The sequence below is a fragment of the Shouchella lonarensis genome (genome assembly GCF_900096965.1).
Classification (GTDB): Bacteria; Bacillota; Bacilli; order Bacillales; family Bacillaceae_D; genus Shouchella; species Shouchella lonarensis.
Map to the genome: position 1 here is coordinate 133,642 of NZ_FMYM01000005.1, position 19,855 is coordinate 153,496.

Genomic DNA, 19,855 nt, shown 5'->3' on the forward strand with positions numbered 1-19,855 from the left:
GTCAGGTGGATAAAACGTTTTTTAAAGCATGAGGTAAATCCTTTTGCCAATGTGTCCATGTATGGTCACCTGAAAATTCTTTGTACGTATAAGAAAAGGGAGTGCGTGTTAGCAGTTGGTGAAGTACACGGTTTGGGGTAAGGAAATCTGCTTTTTCTCCAGTTGTTAATGTTACATTTGTTTCTTCTGTGCCTATCGCATGATAAATGGTTAGCGGGACAGTCTTGTTATATGCCTCTACAGCATTCAACAGTGGTTGATTCACATAAGGCGAATGCAGGATGACACGTCCGAATAAGGATGGGTAGGCTAATGCACATTGCAATGAGGCGGTTGCTGCAAGTGAGTCACCAGCAAGTGTTCGCGCATGAGCCATGATCTCTGTTGAAAATGTTTGTTCAATAAATGGTAACAATTCGCATGCAAGGAATCGGCTATAATGAGTGGAAATGGGACTTTCTGGATGATACCATGCTCTGCGTGTCGCAATATCTGGATAGGGCACGCCGACAATAATCGTCTCTTCTATCTCCATATCCTCCATTAATTCTTCTGCTTGCCTTGCAATCCGCCCTAAGCGAAAGTAGTCATGACCATCTTGACAAATGAGCAATCCATAGCTCTTCAAAGGTGTATAGTTTGCTGGTCTGTACACAGGGAGGGACAGGACATGATTTAAATATATACTCTCTATTGTAAGTTGTAGAAGGGTACCTTGTAAACTACTCATTGATGATTTCCTCTCTTTTTAACAAATAATCAGTTGGAGCGTCATGAAAATGGATATGAATACCATAAATTGGGCATGAAATACTTATGTAAATAGTGTAACATGGTTTGTGAACAAGATGTAAGGGGAAGAGGTCGATTTTTATGTAAATCATAAAAATCGACAGGACAACCTTTGTTTTTTTAACGTTTTGATCATATAATATGACAATGATGGGCAAGATACAAGGAGAGATTTCTTTATGAAATCTTTATCTGCGAACAGGAGGAGAAGGTGAATGGGACGCCGGAAACCGCGCTGGGTATATTATAAAGGCGTGTTTCGATCACAGTTTCAAGCTGGCTGTATGAAGGCAAGGCTAGAAGATAATTGGCAGCAAGGATATGAACCCGGTCCATTTATTGAAGTACGAAAACTTCGTACGGATAAGTATGTTATTCGTTATACGTATGATGAAATGATGTGATTGCTTGTTTTAACGGTACTTCCGGTAAAGATTCAATGCATCTTGAAGAAATTGTTGTTCTTTTTCCGATAGTGTCGTTGGAGGAAAAAGCATTTCAGTCTGTTCGTCTGTACGTCCGAGGAGAAAATCGCAACTAACATTGTAAAAATCAGCTAAGCGGTGTAAGTTGTCAAGGTCAGGTTTTCGAGAACCATTTTCATATCCAGAAATGGTTGATTGCGCCATATTTAATGTTTGTCCTACTTCCTTCATTGTCAGACGTGCTTTTAAACGGCATTCTTTTAGTCGTTGTGGAAACATAGTTGTCTTCGTCCTTTCTCTGTTCTAAAGATGTTTGTCGTGTCTATGGTGAATCTCTTGCCTTTCCTTATTATACTTTCCAAAGTGTAAATTTGGAAGGGGTATGCAAAATGAATTGAATTGAACGCTATATGCGTTGTAAAATGGTAAGAGCACGATGAGATTTCAATATTTAAGGAGGAAATGTTGATGTTAGGGAAACTTCGCTTGTTGCGATTAGAGCATGGAATGAGTTTAGGGGAAGTAGCAGAAAAGATTGGTATTTCGGCTGGATACATGTCGCAAATAGAATCAGGAAAGCGTCATATGAGTGCAGAAGTAGCAAATCAAATTGCTGAGTTATACAATACGGATCGTGATGAATTGTTTGAAGCAACGCGCTACAAAACCATTGATGTAAGTAGATAGGTGAAATGAGGGGCCAGATCATCCTTCTATACAATATAAACATATAAACTTAAACATAATTATTGTTGATCGCTTTTTGTCGGCAAGGACTGTACAGCGTTGGAGAGCACAAACAGTCCTTTGTCAAAGCGATGACTATGTATGTACATAGAAGAAACAGCACGAAGGCGAAGCCTTTTGTGCTGTTTTATGCTATTACATTGTGACTTCAGTTAGTGTGGCTTCAATACGCGGAATATAGATGCTTGTTTTTCCAGTAAAGCTAGAGTCAGTACCAACAAATAACCAAAGTTCTCCGTTGTCATTTGTTTCGGCAACAAATGAATGTGGTGCTGTATGAAAATGCTTTTTTTCGTATTCTGCAACAGAAGTGTTTTTAGCCAAGTTCCCAACAGTCAATGCATCTTGTCCACTGAGTGCTCCGTGACCTTTATCGGCACTCATGCGCCAGTAATTGCCATGTTCCCCGATGTAAGCCATAGGCTCATACGGGCTTGCTCCTGCTTTCACATATACATCTTCTCCTGCAGAGAGATCAGGTTGACCTGTTGTGAGATCCGAAACAATATCAAAATCAAATTGAATATCGTACGCTGTGTTTGGTTTTAAATGGAGGTTTTGACTCAGTTTCTTTTTGACAAACATAAACAAATCTCCATGGTCATTTTGACCGCTCAAAAAAAGCGCTTTCTTTTCATCGTCCAGCTGTTTCGGAAGTGTGCGATGATCGAATAATAACTCAGAAAGATGTTCCTCTCCTACAAAATATTCCGCAAAGCCGCCAGCCCAGTCATCTGTTCCATCCGAGAAGTTTGACGTGATCACAATATTCTCCTGCTTTAAAACCTGTGCATTTGTTTGGGATTGTGAAAAGTTTTGTGTTGCTGCAGTTGCTGGGTCTTCACCGAAAGTAGTCAATGAGACAGCTCCGACGATAACAGCTGCAAATGTGGACACCATTGTTTTGTTCACTTTACATGCCTCCTAGTAGATTAATAGAGTAAATATATATAAATAATAAACCATATAAATGTTTAAATCAACCCAATTATGAGTAGGACTGACCAATTTCTTCTCGCTCGTAAAAAAACACTCAAAAACATTTGTAACAATATTTTTGAGTGTGGGGTTCTTTTATTTAGATGCAATCATATTTTTTGGGACAACGTATTGATCAAATTGTTCTTCAGTCAATAGCCCGCTAGCAATTGCTGCTGCTTTTAATGTTGTTTTTTCGGCATGTGCTTTTTTAGCAATGTGTGCGGCATTCTCATAACCGATATGTGGGTTGAGTGCAGTAACGAGCATGAGTGAGTCGCCTAAATATTGATTCATCTTCTCTTCATCCGCTTCAAGACCGATTAAGCATTTGTCATGGAAATTATTTAGGCCATCTGCGAGTAAGCGCATCGATTGTAAGACGTTATAGATAATGACCGGTTTAAACACGTTCAGTTGGAAATGTCCTTGGCTTGCGGCAAATCCAATCGTTGCATCGTTACCGAGTACTTGAGCTGCGACCATCGTGAGCGCTTCGCTTTGCGTTGGATTCACTTTTCCTGGCATGATCGAGCTTCCAGGCTCGTTTGCAGGAATTGTGACTTCTCCAATCCCGCAGCGTGGGCCACTTGCAAGGAGGCGAATGTCATTTGCGATCTTAAAGACGTCAGCAGCAAGGGCTTTTAGGGCACCATGGAAATGAGTGAGTTCATCGTGGCTCGTTAAACCATGAAAATAGTTTTCCGACGGCTGAAAAGTGACCCCTGTTTGTTTGCTTAATTGTTCACATACCGCCGCGCCAAATCCGATTGGTGCATTGAGACCAGTGCCAACAGCTGTGCCGCCAATCGTAAGCGCACGTACGTAGTGCAGTGATTCACGTACCATTTTTGTGCATGTTGCCAGCATATGGCGGAAGCCACTAAGTTCTTGGCCAAACGTCAGTGGGGTTGCGTCTTGCAAGTGTGTACGTCCAATTTTCACGACGTCCTTGAAGTCAGCTTCTTTCTTGGCAAGTGTCGCCTCAAATTGCTGTAGTGCCGGGAGCAAGTCATGTTCGGCGTAGACAACGGTTGCGATGTGCATCGCTGTTGGGAATGTATCATTGGAGCTTTGTGAAGCATTAACGTCGTCATTCGGGTGTACACGCACGTCTTCATGTCCTTGTTCATCCAAGTAGTCATTAGCGATGTATGCAAGCACTTCATTCATATTCATATTTGATTGCGTGCCACTACCTGTTTGCCAGACAACAAGTGGGAAGTGATCATCGAGTTTGCCAGCAATCACTTGATCAGCAGCATAGGTAATTGCAGTAACTTTGCGTGCATCCATGTCCTTTAATTGTCCGTTGGCAATGGCGGTGGCCTTTTTTAACTCTGCAAAAGCACGAACGACAGCAATCGGCATCTTCTCAGTACCAATTTTAAAATTCTCTAGGCTACGTTGTGTTTGCGCGCCCCAAAAGCGGTCAGCTGGGACTTCGATTGGACCGATTGTATCTGTTTCTGTACGCGTTTTCATTTTTTCATCATCCTTTATAAACATAATCATTCAAGCTATATCATACCAGAAGTCGTGCGGTGTTTTAAAGAGAAAAATACAAGTTTATCTTTGGTCCTCGCTATTTGTAAACAACTGTTGATATGCTGCATAGCCTTCTTTTTCTAAGTCTGTTTTAGGAATAAAACGTAAAGCAGCCGAGTTAATGCAGTAGCGTGTTCCTGCTTCACCTGGACCGTCCGGAAAAACGTGGCCGAGGTGGGCATCACTATCTTTGCTTCTCACTTCTGTCCGAATGCGCGCAAGGCTACGATCTTCGTGTTCGGTAAGATCATGAGCATCAATAGGTTTTGTAAAGCTTGGCCAGCCGCAACCGGCATCGTATTTATCACGTGAAGAAAAGAGCGCTTTACCAGTAATGATGTCAACATAAATGCCATCTGCTTCTAAATCAAAATACTCATTTTGAAAAGGCGGCTCTGTGCCATTCTCTTGTGTAACGTGATACTGCATAGGTGAAAGTTGCTTCTTCAATGATTCTTTGTTATGCTTCATCGTTTTTCCCTCCCCAATGTTGATCAATAAATGCTTTCCGCCCCGAACCTCGATAATATGCCGTGTAATGTTCAGGATTTGTTTTGTAATAATCTTGGTGTTCCTCTTCAGCTGGATAAAACGTCGTTGCTTTCTCAATAGGAGTGACGATGGGTTTTTGAAACTTGCCACTTTCCTCAAGTGCTCGTTTTGAAGCGATCGCAGCTTCACGTTGGTGTTCGTCATGGTAAAAAATTGCTGTTCGATAAGACAGGCCGCGGTCATAAAATTGTCCACCAGCATCAGTCGGATCAATCTGTTGCCAAAAAATATCTAACAGTTGTGTGTACGGGAATTTTTCGGCATCGTACGTAATTTGGACAGCTTCGACATGCCCAGTTGTGTCGCTGCATACCTCTTTATATGTGGGGTTCTTCGTATGTCCACCTGTATAACCAGCTTTAATATCAATGATTCCGTCATAAGAGGTGAAGGGTTTGACCATACACCAAAAGCAGCCACCAGCAAATGTCGCTTTTTTTACAGCCATGAGTAGATACACACTCCTTTCGAATCTTTTTTTGCAGTTTTATTATAACACGATTTATTTATGGGGAAGATAATATTGCTTATACAATTGAATCTTTCCATTTCCAACCGATCATGTTAGTATTATTTTGGTGTGATGACACTGGGTGGGTGAGGGAAGAAATAAAGAGAGTGGAGAATGTTGAAACAATGGTTGACGAAATTTGAATTAAAGCAGCATGGTACAAGTGTAAAGCAAGAATTTGCAGCTGGAATGGTCGGCTTTTTAACGTGCGCATATATTGTTGCCATTAATAGTACCATCTTAGCGGATGCAGGCATTCCGCTTGCTGGAGCAGCCCTTGCGACAATCTTGACTTCCGCGATCGGCTGTATTGTGATGGGATTATGGAGCAATATGCCTATCATGCTCATCCCAGGAATGGGTATTAATGCAATGTTCACATTTACATTTGTTCAAAGTGCCGGCTTGTCTTGGCAAGAGGCACTGGCAGTTGTATTTGTTTCAGGTCTTTTATTCATGGTTGTGGCGTTTACACAGCTTGCCGATTTGCTTAATGAAACGATTCCAGATGCCTTAAAGCATGCAATCACTGCCGGCATTGGGTTATTTCTCGCATTTATTGGCTTACAAAAAGGTGGCTTACTCGTTGCGCATCCGGAGACATTTTTACAACTTGCTCCGTTAAGTGAAGCGATGCCACTCGCAACGTTATGTACGCTCGGCGTGGCAATGGCCTTGTATGCGCGTCAGATCCCAGGTCATTTTTTATGGACAATTGTCATTGGCATTGGGATTGGATTATTGGTAGGTGTCGAAACGAGTGGATCTGTCATTAATTTATCACAAACAAATTACAGTGAGGTTTTTGGCCAATTTTCGTTTCAAATGGTTGGCACGGTGACGTTTTGGACATCGGTTTTCGCATTGACGATGGTGTTGACGTTTGAAAACATTGGCCTGATCTCCGGCTATACATCTGTATTGAAGCGACCTGATAAGTCGAAGCGGGCATTGCAAGCCAATGCGGTTTCTGCAATGAGTGCCGGTGTATTTGGCACAAGTCCGACCGTCTCAACAGCTGAGACAGCAGCGGCACTATCTGCAGGTGGAAAAACAGGACTAACAGCAGTTGTCACGGGAGGTTTATTTGCGTTAACGGTATTAATTTTACCGTTTTTAGCCTATATTCCAGATAGTGCCATTGCTCCGGTACTCATTATTGTAGGCGGATTAATGATGACACAGTTGCGTTTCGTTTCTTTTGACGATTTTCTGTCATGGTTTCCTGCTTATATGGTAGTGGTGCTCATTCCATTAACGCATTCTATTGCGGATGGAATTGCGTTTGGCTTTGTATTGTATCCTTTGATCCATATATTGGCCGGAAAGATGAGAGGTGTTTCTGTAACAATGTATATCATTGGATTGTTATTTTTTATTCATTTATTATTTTCGGCGCTGTCGCTGTGAATGCTAAAATAATAATAAGAAAAGAGGCAGGATCATTTTGTCCTGCTTCTTTTCTGTTCGTCATCGTTCTGTGACAAATGGTGAAGTTTTTAAATTCGTATTGTTATACATAAGAGCGGTGTCGAGCGGCATTTATTTCTGTCGTAATTTCAAGAACGAAAATAATCGCGGAGAAGGAGGATTCATTTTCAGGTTTGCCGAATAGGTTAACAATGTAAGGGAATTTGTCATTCGGAAGTGTGCATGTTCGCTATGTACGATTAATAAGTAACAATTCATCAGGAAAAGTTCCTTTTCGTGGTTAAAAATGTTTCATTTTGACATTAACAAAGGGGGGGTATGCCAATAGCCAGTGAGTAGGCTGGCGCGTGTGGCTGTAAAAATGAAATCGATCATTGCAGACTTACTCAATCGTAGCACGAAAGCACAAATTATTGTGCTTGCAGACAAAACCATTGTGTACCGAAATACGTTGTTTAATGACATCATGCATGTTCCAGGACACTGTCATCCAGAGGAAGAGATTGCTCAGTATGTGCTTGATGATTTAGGTGATAAATGGAAGATGAAGAAGGTGAGCGGAGAGGTTTGTATTTGTGTTGTAGAAAAAGTCACGTATGAAGATGGCTACACCCTTGTGACGCTTGAAGAGGAGACCGCCGATGTAGGAGAGTGTTTAGCTGATGACGCTCATGAACATCCTGTGTGGATTGCAGATAAAGAAGGAAAGATCAATTCCTGTAATCAAGCGGCAAAGCAATTCCATAATGCCACATCCTTGTTTGAAATTGTGCCTTGGGCGCTTGTTGACTGCAATAAAAAGGAACAGTCTATATATTGTCAGAACGACACGCATCGTTATGAACTGCAATTAGTTAGTGGGAAAGCATGTTATGTTGTCGAGTTAGTCTCATGTCACAAGGTATTTCCAAGTGAAAACGATATTCAACGTATGTTGCAGTTGTCTGAGGAGTGTTATGCGATTCATGATATGGAACATGTGTATTTTGCCAATCAAGCAATGCATGATCTGTTGCAGCTGCCAGCAGGGCAATTAAATGGTGAGCAATTGCACGAGTATGTGACAGAGGCAGATTTGATGATTTTAAAGCAAGCACAGGAAGAAGAAAGCCGCACATGGTATCGAGCTGTTCGCATTAAAACAGCTGAAGGCTTATCTCAAGACGTGACATGTGCCATTTTGCCGATCCGACTGGCGGGGAAAGCTGTATTTGTGTCGATGTTAAAAAAACCTATTACGCCCTATAGACGAGAAGAAGCAATGGATGTCGTTTCTCGCTTGGCAGCAAGTATGGCGCATGAAATTCGTAATCCACTCACGTCTATTAAAGGGTTTATGCAATTTTTCTCAGAAAAAGATTTGTTGCCACAATCGTTTTTTCATGTGACAAAACAAGAATTGGAGCGGATAGAACAAATTGTAAGTGAATATGCTTTTTTGGCACGCACCCAAGATCGTGAAGAAGTAACGGAAATTTGTATAAAGGCTTTTTTTCAGTCGTTACTAAAAACAGAGCGCATGAAGGCTGTTGCGGTGACACACCCCATTGAATGGGTGAGTAAAGCGCCTGTTTTTATTACAGGTTGTAAGAAGGATCTACTATTTATGTTTGAACATTTAATTCAAAACGCCGCAGATGCAAGTGAGCCAGGGACACCAATTGTATTAGAAACGGATATAGGCGAGCATGATATTCGTGTGTGCGTCGTTGACAAAGGTGTAGGCATACCGGAAGAAAGACTTCATGTGATTGGTCAGCCATTTTATTCCACAAAAGAAAAAGGGACCGGTCTTGGTTTGATGATTTGCTACACAATTGCTGAGATGCACGGAGGTGCTGTAGATGTACAAAGTGAGATTGGCATAGGCACAAGGGTATCGGTTTTTTTGCCAAGAACGGTGTATCATAAACCATCCTCCTCGCACTTTACTGTGAAAGAACCAGTTGCAGCAATAGGTGAATAAAGTGTGCCGCAAAATAAAAGAGCATAAGACCTGCAAGAATGTTGACGATGGAAAGTAATTGCCCGCGTAACCACATTGAACCGAAGTGGGCTAAGACAGCAAGATTTACATTCCATAAAAGAATCCCGACAAACAAAAAGAAAATATGAATGTAAAATTCAGTTGATGTTGTGCGATGAATCATTTCTGAAAACAATGATCCGTAAATACCAAACCAAAAAAGGAAGTTAATCGGGTTGAATAAGGCGATGCCGAAGCCAACCCGATATGACTGCCATAAATATGCAGGAGCATATGATGCTCTTTTTTGATGAGAAGAAAGGGAATGGCGATTAGCAATGGATTGACTTCCTAAATAGAGCAGAAATAACGCGCCAATGAAATACAAACCCAATTGCACATGCATTTGCGAAATAAAATGGGAAAGTCCTAAAGAAATTAGTAACATGAAGAGCGCGTCTGCAGTCATACCACCGAGAGCAACAACGATAGCAGCAGCAAAGCCATAAGAGAGACCGCGCTTTAACACTTCTAAACAGATTGGACCTACAGGGGCAGCGAGAGACACACCTAGAATCATTGCAGATGCTGCTTCATACATAAGATATCTCCTTCCCGTTTGCTATGGAGGAATAAATGACAACCCCTTCCTTACTATTTCATGCGCTTGTCCTCAAAAGTAGAAGCACAAGATTGGTTTAGTCTAACACGACCCTTTCGTTCATAACATACTAAGAAAACAGTTTCTCAGCATGAAACAGTAAGATGTGTCTGAGGGGAATGAAAGGGAGAGGACAGCTTTGAATCAGTCTCAGTTGTATACAAAAGAACAAATGAGTTTAATGAATATGCCAAACTGGGTAAAAAAAACATATGCACAGTATAAAAGGGTTGTAGAGGAACCAGGGTTTCCTTGTTTTTTTGGACAAAAGGAAGAAAGAAGAGGCAATGTGCATTATTCGTACTTATGTCATAATGATTGGGTACATTTGCCGACAACATTGCAGGAATTCATTTCGTTTACAAAGACAACTGGGAATGAGCGAAGTGTTTTTTTGTTGTTTGTGGAGCCAGAGTCAAAAGTGCAACCGTTTGCATATTATCGTCGTTATTTTTGGGATGTGTTAACATATTTGAATCGTAAAGACAAAGAAGAATGGCCCGTAGACATTCCAACTGATCCAGACCATCACTTATGGTCTTTTTGCTTTGCGTCATGCCCGATGTTTGTGTTTGGAAATGCGCCTGCTTATCAGAAGAGACGTGCGCGTAATTTAGGGAAAAGTTTGGTATTAGGTTTCCAGCCGCGTAATATTTTTAAAGGGTTAGAGGGGACGTTACAACAAGGACGAGAAGCGCGAGACAAAATACGTAAGAAAGCAGAGAAGTGGGATGGGATTGCTACCCACCCAGATGTAGGCTATTATGGTGACCCGACCCACCATGAGTGGAAACAGTTTTTTATTAGTGATGATTGCGAGCCGATTCAAGGGAAGTGTCCTTTCCAGGTGTCAGAGATGAGGGACGGGAAGTAAGAGCGCAAAGAAAATGGATAAAAGGGATGAGGGGAGTAAAAGATAAAATATAATTTAAAAAAGGGGCGACGGTTTAGTGAAAGGAATGAGCTTGTTTTTTACACTGCTTTTATTAGGAACGCAACCGTCTACTTTCATTGAATGGGAAATGCCTCAAGCAAGTGTTATAGTCAATGTACACACGCACACACTCGCGCTCATTGAGTCACGTCATGTGGAAGAAATTCATTCAGTCGCCACGGGTAAAAAGGGGGATGAAACCCCTCTTGGAAAGTTTACGGTTCGGGTAAAAGCGAAAAACCCTTATTATAGAAAGAAAAACATTGCTGGTGGTGCGCCGAATAACCCACTTGGTAGTAGATGGATTGGGTTTGATGCCCTTGGCACAGAAGGACGTACGTATGGTCTGCACGGAACCAATCGTCCAGGCTCGATTGGTTACCGTGTATCCGCTGGCTGTATAAGACTCGCCAATGAGAGTGTGGAGCGTTTATATGAGCGCTTGGAAGTAGGTAGTACCATTGTCATTGTAGATGAAAAAGCATCATTTGAGGCAATCGGTAAGAAATATGGTCTACTTTAGACGATTAAATAAAAAAAGCAGGTAGACCATTTCTCCCCGCTGTGATTGATGCTTCTTAAAAAATACCTAGTCCGGCAGCACCAGTGAAAATGCCGCCTAGAATGAGGGTTCCAATCATAATGTAAACAATGACCCGCTGGAATTTGCGTGGCATACGAACGCCTCCTTACATAATAACGATTCATACAGTAGTGTATCTAAAAAAACGAAAACAAGCAAGAGGTGAATAAGGTGCAGTGTACAAATTAGATCATGTGGCATACGCAGTTCCAGCGTTGGCATCGTACATACCATGGTTTGAAGAGATTTTTAGGGTACGAGCGTCGAAGATAGAAGTATTAAGAGAGCATAATGTAAACATTGTGTTTTTGGAAGCAGGTTTATTTAAAATTGAACTTATCGAGCCATTACCAGGAAACCAATCCTTAAATTTATTCTTAAAAGAAAAGGGTCCTGGATTTCATCATGTTGCGTTTTCTGTCCGAAAGTTACACGAAGTTTATTTGTCTTTGCGGCAAGCGGGCTGTCGTTTTACATCGGACACTTTGTTAAAGGGGAGTTGTAATCGGAACGTGATTTTTATACACCCACATGTCGCCCAAGGGCTGCTTATTGAACTTTGCGAGGAATCGTGATATGAATAGAGAGTGGTAAAAATGAATGAGCGTTATTGGAATGGGGAGATGTGTATGGATACAAATCGATTGGTTCAAGAATTTGTAACACTTGTACAAACGAGCTCTGAAACAGGTTATGAGGGAGAAATGAGTGAGCTATTGAAGGCGAAGTTTAAGGCGTTAGGTTTGAGGGTGGAGGAAGATCATGCAAAAGAAGTGACTGGTCACGGCGCTGGAAATTTAATTTGCACACTTGAGGCAACGCAAGAAGGCATTGACGCAATCTATTTTACGTCACATATGGATACTGTAGTGCCAGGGAAAGAAATTAAGCCGGTCATAGAGGGTGATATGATTAAAACGGATGGGACGACGATTCTTGGTGCGGATGACAAGGCAGGAATTGCTGCAATGTTAGAAGCCATCCGGATGATTCAAGAACAAGATATTCCGCATGGACAAGTCCAATTTATTATTACAGTTGGTGAAGAGTCTGGTCTAGTTGGTGCAAAAGTACTTCCACCTGAGAAAATTGATGCTGTCTATGGATACGCACTTGACAGTGATGGGGAAGTAGGTGAAATGGTGACCGCTGCGCCTTCTCAGGCGAAAATAAAAGCGTATGTGCGTGGGAGAACAGCTCATGCTGGTGTCGAACCTGAAAAAGGCATTTCAGCCATCACTGTTGCAGCAAAAGCTGTTGCAAAAATGCCACTTGGACGCATTGATGAGGAAACGACGGCAAACATTGGTCGCTTTGCTGGAGGAACAGACCAGACGAACATCGTTTGTGATTCAGTGGAAATTACTGCTGAAGCACGTTCGTTAGACAGCATAAAATTAGAAAAACAAATTACAGCAATGAAAACAGCATTTGAAACAGCTGCCATCGAGATGGGAACGACCTGTGAAGTAGAAGTGACATATGCGTATCCGGGCTACAAAGAAAACGACGATGCGCAAGTTGTACAAACAGCAAAAGCAGCAATTGAGCGGTGCGGTTTTACCGCCCGTACGTTGGCAAGTGGAGGCGGGAGCGATGCAAATGTCATTGCAAGCTTCGGTATTCCAACCATTAATTTGGCAATTGGCTATGAATTTATTCATACGACAAAAGAGCAAATATCGATTACATCGTTGCAAAAGACAACAACGCTCGTTGTGGCAATTATTGAACAGATGGTCGTGAATGGTGGCACTAAATAAGATGAAAAAAAGTAGGTCTGACAGAAATGAACAGACCTACTTTTTTTAATGCTGATGTAAGTACTTACTAATAAGTCCCAGAATGGATCGGCGTGTCAAAATCCCGATAAAAGAGCGATGTTGATCGACGACGCATAGGAACGGGTGGTTAATGGAGAGTGATAATGCTTTCGAAAATGTTGCATCTGGCAAGATGCGTGGGACATCTTCATTCATTGCATCGCGGACACTTTGTTCAGCCAGACGATCCATTTCAAAGTTTTCTACACCGAGAAGGGAATCGAGAATGAGTGACTTACTAATTAGGCCACTTAGGCGAAAGGATTCGTCTAAGACAGGGATGGCCGTATAGCCAGATTTAATTAAAACAAGCAGTGCATGTTCGAGCGGATTACCAACTTGGACATGGGCTACTTTGTCAGCAGGGATAATCAATGTTTTGATGTCTGCGTCAGAAAGCAGCCGGTCTTTTAATGCATTTAACAAAGGAATCACTTCTTTTAGTTAGAGTTTTATTGTTCATGCGCCAGGTAAAAGACATTAAGAAAAAGCCCTTGCTACTTCATGGTACTCTTTTGACATATATAACGTCAAGGCATGAGTTGGAAATAAACCACTAGGAAATTGTTCATACTAGAAGAAAAAGGTGGGTTCTCATGCACTCAAAGCAAACGGTAAAATATATATGTGAACAGTTTACAAATGGGCATACATATTACTACAAGCAGGAGTATATTACACATGATTGTTGGATGAATTTAACGTCCGTTGCGTGGTCATCCCCGCGCCCAATATCGAAAAAAACATTTTTAAAAAGAGAATCAGAAGGCTATACATGTCAGTATATTCAACGGGAGCCTGCCATCATTCTCCCATTTAAAAAAGAGGCACGTCCTTAAGTGAAGGATGTGCCTTTCTTTCACAGGGTTAATCTTGAATGGAACGGAGCGTTTCTTTTACGTTAATTTCCCCAAATCCGTAATACATATCGTGTGCACTACGTCCAGAGGAATCGGCCATTTTCATAATGAGTTCGCCTACTTCTGCGTTTGTTAATGTTGGCTGAGCAGATCGCACTAATGCGGCAAGACCAGCGACGTGCGGCGCAGCCATGGATGTTCCAGATAAAACGACATATTGTTGATCAAGGTACGTACTAGCAATATGTTCTCCCGGGGCAGCAACGTCAACATGCGTCCCATAGTTAGAGAAAAAAGCCCGATTGCGATTCTCGTCCACTGCAGCAACTGTAATGACTTCAGGATAAGCAGCTGGATACATGAGGGCATCGTCATTGTCGTTTCCTGAAGCACTAATTAAAACAATATCATTTGCATAAGCGTACTGTATTGCTTCGTATAAAATATTGGCTTGTTCATAGTCGCCAAGGCTTAAGTTAATGATATCTGCCCCGTGATCAACCGCCCAGTAAATTGCACGGGCAACGGAGTAAGAAGAGCCCTCCCCATCGGCGTCAAGTGCTTTGATTGGCATTATTTTGCTTTCCCATGATACGCCAGCGATCCCTTCAACATTATTTGTCATTGCTGCAGCAATACCGGCGACGTGTGTACCATGTCCATTTTCATCATGAAAGTCACTGTTATCATGGATCGCGTTGTAGCCATCAACCAATTTCCCGCGTAAGTCAGGGTGCCTTGGGTCAACACCTGTGTCTATAATGGCGATGGTGGTATTTTTGCCATTGGAAAAAGCCCAGCCTTCTTCGCTTTCAATTTGAGGTAAATTCCATTGGTGTGGCTTAAAAAATTCATCATTAGGACGAATATTTTCTGGCTGTGTAAGCACTTGATTAACAAAAGCGTAGTTTGGTTCAGCAAAAGAAATATCTTGTTGCTGCCGGAGATCTTCAATTATTCGAGTGACCTCTTTTCCATCTTGCTGTAAAACAAAATAAGGGTCATTGGCAGAAATAAGTTTGTACTGAGAATGGTCCGCAAGCCAAGTTGTGATTTCTATTCCACGTGCGAGTTTTACGACAGCTTGTGAAGGATGAAAGGGTGATTCTTTTGTTTCTTCTTTTGATTGCACATAAATATTCCAACCAAGCCCGGGAACTGTCTCTCCTTTTAAACCATCTGGAACATCTTTCATTGTGTCAAACTGAACGTCTGGATCTTCACCTGCAATAAAAAAGGTGCCATTGCTGTCGGCAATGGAAGCAACATCTGTTAAGTAAGACTGAATAAAAGAGAGGTTTACTTCTCCTATCAAGAGGCGTCCATCTTCACAATCTTTGGCAAGTAGGAGACGTTTTTCACCGTTCACGTCGTAAGGATCAGAGTAGTGTTGACCTTGATTGTGGTGGGTCAGCTTAGCTTTATCTATCGTTGATAGTGATCCCGCTGTAATACGTGGTGTTTCGTCTTGATTGAGCATGGCAAAACCTTCAATGTAAGGATGTCGGGTTAATTCAAGCTGAAAATCACCTTTTAAAGTGAGATCCTTCGTCTCTCCCCATCGCTCTAACTGTTGTGAAAGAGAAGAGACAAAAAGGGTCGTTGTCCGCGCCAAGTCTTGCGCCATCAACCGGTTTTTTGCTGCTAAAGGTACGTAACTTTTTCGTTTTTCTGCAGTCATTGACAAGGCACCTTTTTGTTCAATCGGTCCTGTTTGGGGTGCACACGCTTGTACAAAAAACAAAATTACAAGTACAGTCAAACATCCTTTCAATCTCATGGTCGGGCTCCTTTTTTAGTGATACGATATAAGTCAGTGTCAAATTTAGGTGTGAGCCATTCCGATGGATAGACAAGCTCAATCCCTTGTTTCTTTAGGTTAGGTAAAGCTTGTGTGATTCCTGCATATGTTTCTTCGCCTTTCACGCCAACATGTCCAATGGCAATGGCCGTGTGTTCTTTTTGAGCAATCTGAATAAACTGTTGCATTTTTTGATAAACATGATGACGATTGGCAAGTGTGTCGTCCAAAAAGATATTACGGACGAGAAATGGGACACCTTCCTCTGTTGCAACAGTTGGGAGAACTGAGCGAGCGGTTGTGCCACTGTCAATGAGGTATAAATGATGGTCTTTAGCAAAACTGACAACACATCGAACAATGCGCTCGTCTTCCATTGCTTTGGAACCCATGTGATTGTTTAAGCCCCTCGCATGCGGAACACGCTCAAGCGCTTCTTCGAGCAAATGCATAATTTCTGAGTTGGATAAGTCCGTCGTAATCGCTTTTGGTCCAAGCCAAGAACGTTTTCCCTTCTTTGGTTCCATGGGCATATGAATAATTACTTCTAGACCTGCATCAAAGGCTTGCTTGTCTTGGGCAATTGAGTAATCTTGAAACGGCATAATGGCAGCCGTAACAGGGAATGTTGCGTTTAAAAACTGCTCCACACCGCCTACATCTCCACCGAAATCATCAATGATAATGGCTGCTTTGTGCGCAGTAGCCACGTTTGAGAAGCTTAAGGAGAACCATAAGAATACTGAAACAACAATGAGACTTTTTTTGTATGAGGATCTGCACATGTCATCATCTCCTTTCCTTACAATAGTGTGAGCCGGTAAAAGATGATCCATGTGTATATGAGAAAGGAAACTGTTTACAAATGGCGTGCGAGAAAAATGTTATAAAAATGTCATGAGGCAAGGTCTTGCTTCGTTGCAATAAATATGGGTACACTAATGAGGTGATGTTTTTATGTGGAGGGAGTATAAAAGTGAAGCGATATCGTTGGTTGATTGGTGTAGCTGCAAGTATTGTCATTATTATCATGGGATTTATTATTCAAGTAGAGCATGGACCAGATGAAGATGCACGTGTCATTGTTGACTTTACACTCAAGCGATATAGTGCCCCGGATTGTTTTGATGATGCTGGGTTTACAAACAATATTGGCGAGACGACATACAAGGATGCCGTAGCGAAAGATTTCAAAGAAGAGTCAGTGTGCACGTCGTTGGCTTTTAAAAAGACTAGTGGTCCATTGTGGTTTTCGTGGTTTATAAGTGAATGAAGCAAAAAAAGTCAGCGGCGTGCGCCTCTGACTTCTACTTGTCATAATTAGGATGATTTCTTTTGTTCGGCGAGCAACCTTCTTAGTTCAGTGAGTTGTTCTTTCAATGCTTGCACATCACGCTTACTTGCAGGATGATCTCCTTCTTCTAACTCTTCTGCATTGGCCTTTTCAACATTGCCAACGATGACACCGATAAATAAGTTAAAGATAATAAACGTGCCGAGTAGCACAAAGGAAACAAAGTAAAACCATGCCCACGGGCTGTCCGCCATAACTGGACGCATGACGCCGCTTGCCCAAGATTCTAGCGTGACGACTTGAAACAAGGTTAATGCTGAACGCTGTAAATTACCGAAATATTCAGGAGAAATATCACTAAAAGAAAATGTGCCAATGACTGAAAAGATATAAAAGAGCAATCCCATTAAAACGAAGATGTTTGCGAGTGAGGGAATGGTCATAATTAAGGCATCAACAAGCTTGCGTAGTGAAGGAATGACAGATACAGTACGCAATACACGTAAAACCCGTAAAATACGTAGTACAGTAATAAAATGACCGCCCGTAAACAAATGTCCTGCCAACACGATGATCGTATCAAACCAGTTCCAACCACTTTTCAAAAAGGAAAGGGGTTTACTTGAAAGTAATCGCATAAAGATTTCAATTGTAAATAACCAGAGTAACACGCGATCTGCATAATAAAAGAATAATTTATGGTCCGCATAGACGCGATCGTACGTTTCAATGCCGACTAAAATGGCATTAAAAAGAATGAGAATAATAACTGTGCTTTGGAACCATCGATGACTGACAATTTCAGCTAATTTAGATCTAAACACTCACTGTCTCTCCTTTAATTTCAATCTGTTGCTAACTTATCGTATCAGGAAATGTGCTTGATGGAAAGGAAAACGATTGAAAAAAAGTCACTTTTAGATTTTCTGTGAATAACATAATGCAGAGATCATCGTATTGGCTTTAATCGTGGTATTTGGGAAAGGTGGGTGGAAAAGGTGTGTGGCATTACAGGATGGATTGATTGGAGAACAAATTTACGGTCAGAACAAGAACAAGTAAAGCAAATGGCCGCGACATTAAATCGACGCGGTCCGGATGCGCTAAATGTATGGACATCAGACCATGCTGCGTTTGGGCACGCACGTTTAGTCGTAGTAGATCCGGTCGGTGGGGCACAACCTATGACAAGTGTTGTTTATGAAAAAGAATATACGATTGTTTATAACGGTGAGCTATATAATACAGAAGAACTACGGGAGCAATTACACACATATGGACACACATTTTCGGGTCATTCAGACACTGAAGTATTACTAAAAGCGTATATTGAGTGGGGATATCAATGCTTAGAAAAATTAAATGGGATTTTCTCTTTTGCGGTTTGGAATGACACAAATGAGAGTTTATTTCTTGCGCGCGACCGTTTAGGTGTCAAGCCACTGTTTTATACGATCCGCCACGGTTGTTTTATGTTCGCATCTGAGTTAAAGGCGCTTCTTGCTCATCGCGAAGTGCACGCTGTTTTGGATCGGAATGGTTTAGCAGATGTGATGGGGTTGGCACCATCGCGTACACCGGGACATGGCATCTTTAAAGGAATTTCTGAATTGCGACCGGGACATTACGCTGTTTATGACCGAAATGGTGCAACCATTAGTAAGTATTGGCACTTGCGTAGCAAACCGCACATACACACAACGGCCGAAACGGCAGCGCACATCCGCGAATTATTAGAAGACATTGTGGAACGACAATTGTTTGCAGATGTACCAGTAGGGATGTTTCTTTCTGGGGGAATTGATTCTAGTGCGTTAACGGCAATTGCTGCAAATGTGTATCAAAAACAAGGGAGAGGACCTATTCATAGTTATTCCATTGATTACGAAGGAAATGAAAAGTATTTCAAGGTAAATGCGTTTCAGCCGAATGCAGATTCAGCGTGGGTTGACAAAGTTGTTGCGCATTGTCGCACGAACCATCGTCATTGTATAATGGATAACGCAAAATTGGCTCATATGTTGGAAGAGGCAGTGCATATGCGTGATCTTCCTGGTATGGCTGATGTAGATGCGTCACTTTTATGGTTTTGTAAAGAAATTAAGCAAGAAGTTACCGTGGGACTATCTGGCGAATGTGCGGACGAAATCTTTGGTGGCTACCCTTGGTTCCATCAAAAAGATTTATTGTATGCCGATGGTTTCCCTTGGATGCGTTCAATTGATGAACGCATTGATTTATTAAACAATGATTGGAAAAAAAGGCTTGATTTAAAGACGTATGTATATGATCGGTACAAGGAAACGGTGCAAGACACACCTCGTTTCAAAGGTGATTCAAAAGAGGAAGCACGGCGAAGAGAAGTTTCTTATTTAAATATGATGTGGTTTATGACAAATCTATTGGATCGTAAAGACAGAATGAGTATGGGTGCTTCATTGGAAGTACGTGTGCCCTTCTCAGATCATCGGCTTGTCGAATATGTTTGGAACATTCCCTGGGAAATGAAAACACTTGACAAACGAGAAAAAGGGATTTTGCGAGAGGCGTTGGAAGGGTTGTTGCCAAAAGAAGTGCTTTACCGTAAGAAAAGCCCGTACCCTAAAACGTATCATCCTGCATACACAAAGGCAGTGAAGGACGGATTAAATAAAGTACTAGCGCAAAAAGATGCACCGCTGTTTACGTTTATTGATAGAGAAAAGCTTAGGAAGCTCGCAAAAAAAGGGGGATTTGATACAGGAAACCCTTATTTTGGTCAATTAATGGCAGGACCGCAGTTACTGGCACACTTTGTACAGATGGATTATTGGTTAAAAGCATATAACATCAAAATTGAAAGCACATAGTAACATACAACGCCACTGAAAGATCTTTCAGTGGCGTTGTATGTTTTTAAGAATGACGGATTGTAATATTAAGTGCAACACCTAAAAACGTGGCTAAAAT

General features: G+C 41.7%; 23 protein-coding genes. 11 read left to right on the forward strand and 12 right to left on the reverse strand.

The window, feature by feature from the left end; genetic code table 11:
- Position 1: 1 nt before the first annotated feature.
- Positions 2-730 carry an alpha/beta hydrolase gene (locus BLT29_RS06625; protein WP_090775529.1) on the reverse strand — a complete coding sequence of 243 codons (729 nt, stop codon included), beginning with the start codon at positions 728-730 and terminating at the stop codon, positions 2-4.
- 277 nt (positions 731-1,007) lie between these two features.
- On the opposite strand from BLT29_RS06625, the gene BLT29_RS06630 reads away from it, so the two are divergent.
- Positions 1,008-1,196, forward strand: coding sequence for a hypothetical protein (locus tag BLT29_RS06630; protein ID WP_090775530.1), 189 nt, complete (start codon positions 1,008-1,010; stop codon positions 1,194-1,196).
- A gap of 9 nt (positions 1,197-1,205) precedes the next feature.
- Here BLT29_RS06630 and BLT29_RS06635 read toward each other — a convergent pair whose 3' ends face one another.
- On the reverse strand, positions 1,206-1,496 hold the full coding sequence (locus BLT29_RS06635; RefSeq protein WP_090775531.1) for a helix-turn-helix domain-containing protein: 291 nt from the start codon (positions 1,494-1,496) through the stop codon (positions 1,206-1,208).
- Between the two features lie 189 nt (positions 1,497-1,685).
- Between BLT29_RS06635 and BLT29_RS06640 the strand changes: the two genes are divergently transcribed.
- On the forward strand, positions 1,686-1,904 hold the full coding sequence (locus BLT29_RS06640; RefSeq protein ID WP_090775532.1) for a helix-turn-helix domain-containing protein: 219 nt from the start codon (positions 1,686-1,688) through the stop codon (positions 1,902-1,904).
- A gap of 195 nt (positions 1,905-2,099) precedes the next feature.
- Here the strand turns inward: BLT29_RS06640 and BLT29_RS06645 are convergent, their stop codons facing one another.
- The 4 genes from BLT29_RS06645 to msrA form a co-directional block, all read right to left on the reverse strand.
- Positions 2,100-2,876, reverse strand: a complete 777-nt coding sequence (locus BLT29_RS06645; RefSeq protein WP_090775533.1) for a hypothetical protein — start codon at positions 2,874-2,876, stop codon at positions 2,100-2,102.
- Positions 2,877-3,038: 162 nt separating this feature from the next.
- Positions 3,039-4,427 (reverse strand): class II fumarate hydratase, encoded by a 1,389-nt coding sequence (gene fumC, locus BLT29_RS06650; protein WP_090775534.1) that lies wholly within the window; start codon positions 4,425-4,427, stop codon positions 3,039-3,041.
- Between the two features lie 84 nt (positions 4,428-4,511).
- Positions 4,512-4,961, reverse strand: a complete 450-nt coding sequence (gene msrB, locus BLT29_RS06655; protein ID WP_090775535.1) for a peptide-methionine (R)-S-oxide reductase MsrB — start codon at positions 4,959-4,961, stop codon at positions 4,512-4,514.
- On the reverse strand, positions 4,951-5,490 hold the full coding sequence (gene msrA, locus BLT29_RS06660; RefSeq protein WP_090775536.1) for a peptide-methionine (S)-S-oxide reductase MsrA: 540 nt from the start codon (positions 5,488-5,490) through the stop codon (positions 4,951-4,953). Before msrA ends, msrB begins: the two co-directional genes overlap by 11 nt.
- A 177-nt stretch (positions 5,491-5,667) precedes the next feature.
- Between msrA and BLT29_RS06665 the strand changes: the two genes are divergently transcribed.
- Both BLT29_RS06665 and BLT29_RS06670 read left to right on the forward strand, forming a co-directional pair.
- Positions 5,668-6,963, forward strand: coding sequence for an NCS2 family permease (locus BLT29_RS06665; protein ID WP_437182628.1), 1,296 nt, complete (start codon positions 5,668-5,670; stop codon positions 6,961-6,963).
- A gap of 352 nt (positions 6,964-7,315) precedes the next feature.
- Entirely contained in the window at positions 7,316-8,950 is a 1,635-nt protein-coding gene (locus tag BLT29_RS06670) for an ATP-binding protein (RefSeq protein ID WP_090775537.1), read from the forward strand.
- On the opposite strand, the gene BLT29_RS06675 is transcribed toward BLT29_RS06670, so the two are convergent.
- The gene (locus BLT29_RS06675; RefSeq protein WP_090775538.1) at positions 8,913-9,551 is read right to left on the reverse strand and encodes a LysE family transporter; all 639 of its coding nucleotides are present in this window, start codon (positions 9,549-9,551) and stop codon (positions 8,913-8,915) included. The two genes, BLT29_RS06670 and BLT29_RS06675, sit on opposite strands and share 38 nt — an antisense overlap.
- A 199-nt stretch (positions 9,552-9,750) precedes the next feature.
- Here BLT29_RS06675 and BLT29_RS06680 point away from each other — a divergent pair, with 199 nt between their 5' ends.
- Entirely contained in the window at positions 9,751-10,485 is a 735-nt protein-coding gene (locus BLT29_RS06680; RefSeq protein WP_245701130.1) for a YqcI/YcgG family protein, read from the forward strand.
- 85 nt (positions 10,486-10,570) lie between these two features.
- Positions 10,571-11,068 carry a L,D-transpeptidase gene (locus BLT29_RS06685; RefSeq protein WP_090775625.1) on the forward strand — a complete coding sequence of 166 codons (498 nt, stop codon included), beginning with the start codon at positions 10,571-10,573 and terminating at the stop codon, positions 11,066-11,068.
- A 55-nt stretch (positions 11,069-11,123) separates the two neighbouring features.
- On the opposite strand, the gene prli42 is transcribed toward BLT29_RS06685, so the two are convergent.
- A complete protein-coding gene (gene prli42, locus BLT29_RS13330) occupies positions 11,124-11,222 on the reverse strand; it encodes a stressosome-associated protein Prli42 (protein ID WP_176763841.1) in 99 nt (32 codons plus the stop codon).
- Between the two features lie 82 nt (positions 11,223-11,304).
- Between prli42 and BLT29_RS06690 the strand changes: the two genes are divergently transcribed.
- Together BLT29_RS06690 and BLT29_RS06695 are read left to right on the forward strand one after the other, a co-directional pair.
- The gene (locus BLT29_RS06690; protein WP_090775539.1) at positions 11,305-11,703 is read left to right on the forward strand and encodes a VOC family protein; all 399 of its coding nucleotides are present in this window, start codon (positions 11,305-11,307) and stop codon (positions 11,701-11,703) included.
- A gap of 48 nt (positions 11,704-11,751) precedes the next feature.
- Complete coding sequence (locus tag BLT29_RS06695; protein ID WP_090775626.1) at positions 11,752-12,891, forward strand: M20/M25/M40 family metallo-hydrolase; 1,140 nt, start codon at positions 11,752-11,754, stop codon at positions 12,889-12,891.
- 45 nt (positions 12,892-12,936) lie between these two features.
- Here the strand turns inward: BLT29_RS06695 and cbpB are convergent, their stop codons facing one another.
- Positions 12,937-13,377, reverse strand: a complete 441-nt coding sequence (gene cbpB / locus BLT29_RS06700) for a cyclic-di-AMP-binding protein CbpB (RefSeq protein WP_090775540.1) — start codon at positions 13,375-13,377, stop codon at positions 12,937-12,939.
- Positions 13,378-13,547: 170 nt separating this feature from the next.
- Between cbpB and BLT29_RS06705 the strand changes: the two genes are divergently transcribed.
- The gene (locus BLT29_RS06705; RefSeq protein ID WP_090775541.1) at positions 13,548-13,790 is read left to right on the forward strand and encodes a hypothetical protein; all 243 of its coding nucleotides are present in this window, start codon (positions 13,548-13,550) and stop codon (positions 13,788-13,790) included.
- A gap of 28 nt (positions 13,791-13,818) precedes the next feature.
- Here BLT29_RS06705 and BLT29_RS06710 read toward each other — a convergent pair whose 3' ends face one another.
- Together BLT29_RS06710 and BLT29_RS06715 are read right to left on the reverse strand one after the other, a co-directional pair.
- Positions 13,819-15,591: a S8 family peptidase gene (locus tag BLT29_RS06710; protein ID WP_090775542.1), complete on the reverse strand. Its 1,773-nt coding sequence runs from the start codon at positions 15,589-15,591 to the stop codon at positions 13,819-13,821.
- Positions 15,588-16,397, reverse strand: a complete 810-nt coding sequence (locus tag BLT29_RS06715; RefSeq protein WP_090775543.1) for a divergent polysaccharide deacetylase family protein — start codon at positions 16,395-16,397, stop codon at positions 15,588-15,590. The genes BLT29_RS06710 and BLT29_RS06715 overlap by 4 nt, the downstream gene beginning before the upstream one ends.
- 191 nt (positions 16,398-16,588) lie before the next feature.
- Here BLT29_RS06715 and BLT29_RS06720 point away from each other — a divergent pair, with 191 nt between their 5' ends.
- A complete protein-coding gene (locus BLT29_RS06720) occupies positions 16,589-16,885 on the forward strand; it encodes a hypothetical protein (RefSeq protein WP_090775544.1) in 297 nt (98 codons plus the stop codon).
- A 47-nt stretch (positions 16,886-16,932) separates the two neighbouring features.
- Here the strand turns inward: BLT29_RS06720 and BLT29_RS06725 are convergent, their stop codons facing one another.
- On the reverse strand, positions 16,933-17,730 hold the full coding sequence (locus BLT29_RS06725; RefSeq protein ID WP_090775545.1) for an ion transporter: 798 nt from the start codon (positions 17,728-17,730) through the stop codon (positions 16,933-16,935).
- Positions 17,731-17,904: 174 nt separating this feature from the next.
- Between BLT29_RS06725 and asnB the strand changes: the two genes are divergently transcribed.
- Entirely contained in the window at positions 17,905-19,755 is a 1,851-nt protein-coding gene (gene asnB, locus BLT29_RS06730) for an asparagine synthase (glutamine-hydrolyzing) (protein WP_090775546.1), read from the forward strand.
- Positions 19,756-19,855: the final 100 nt, after the last annotated feature.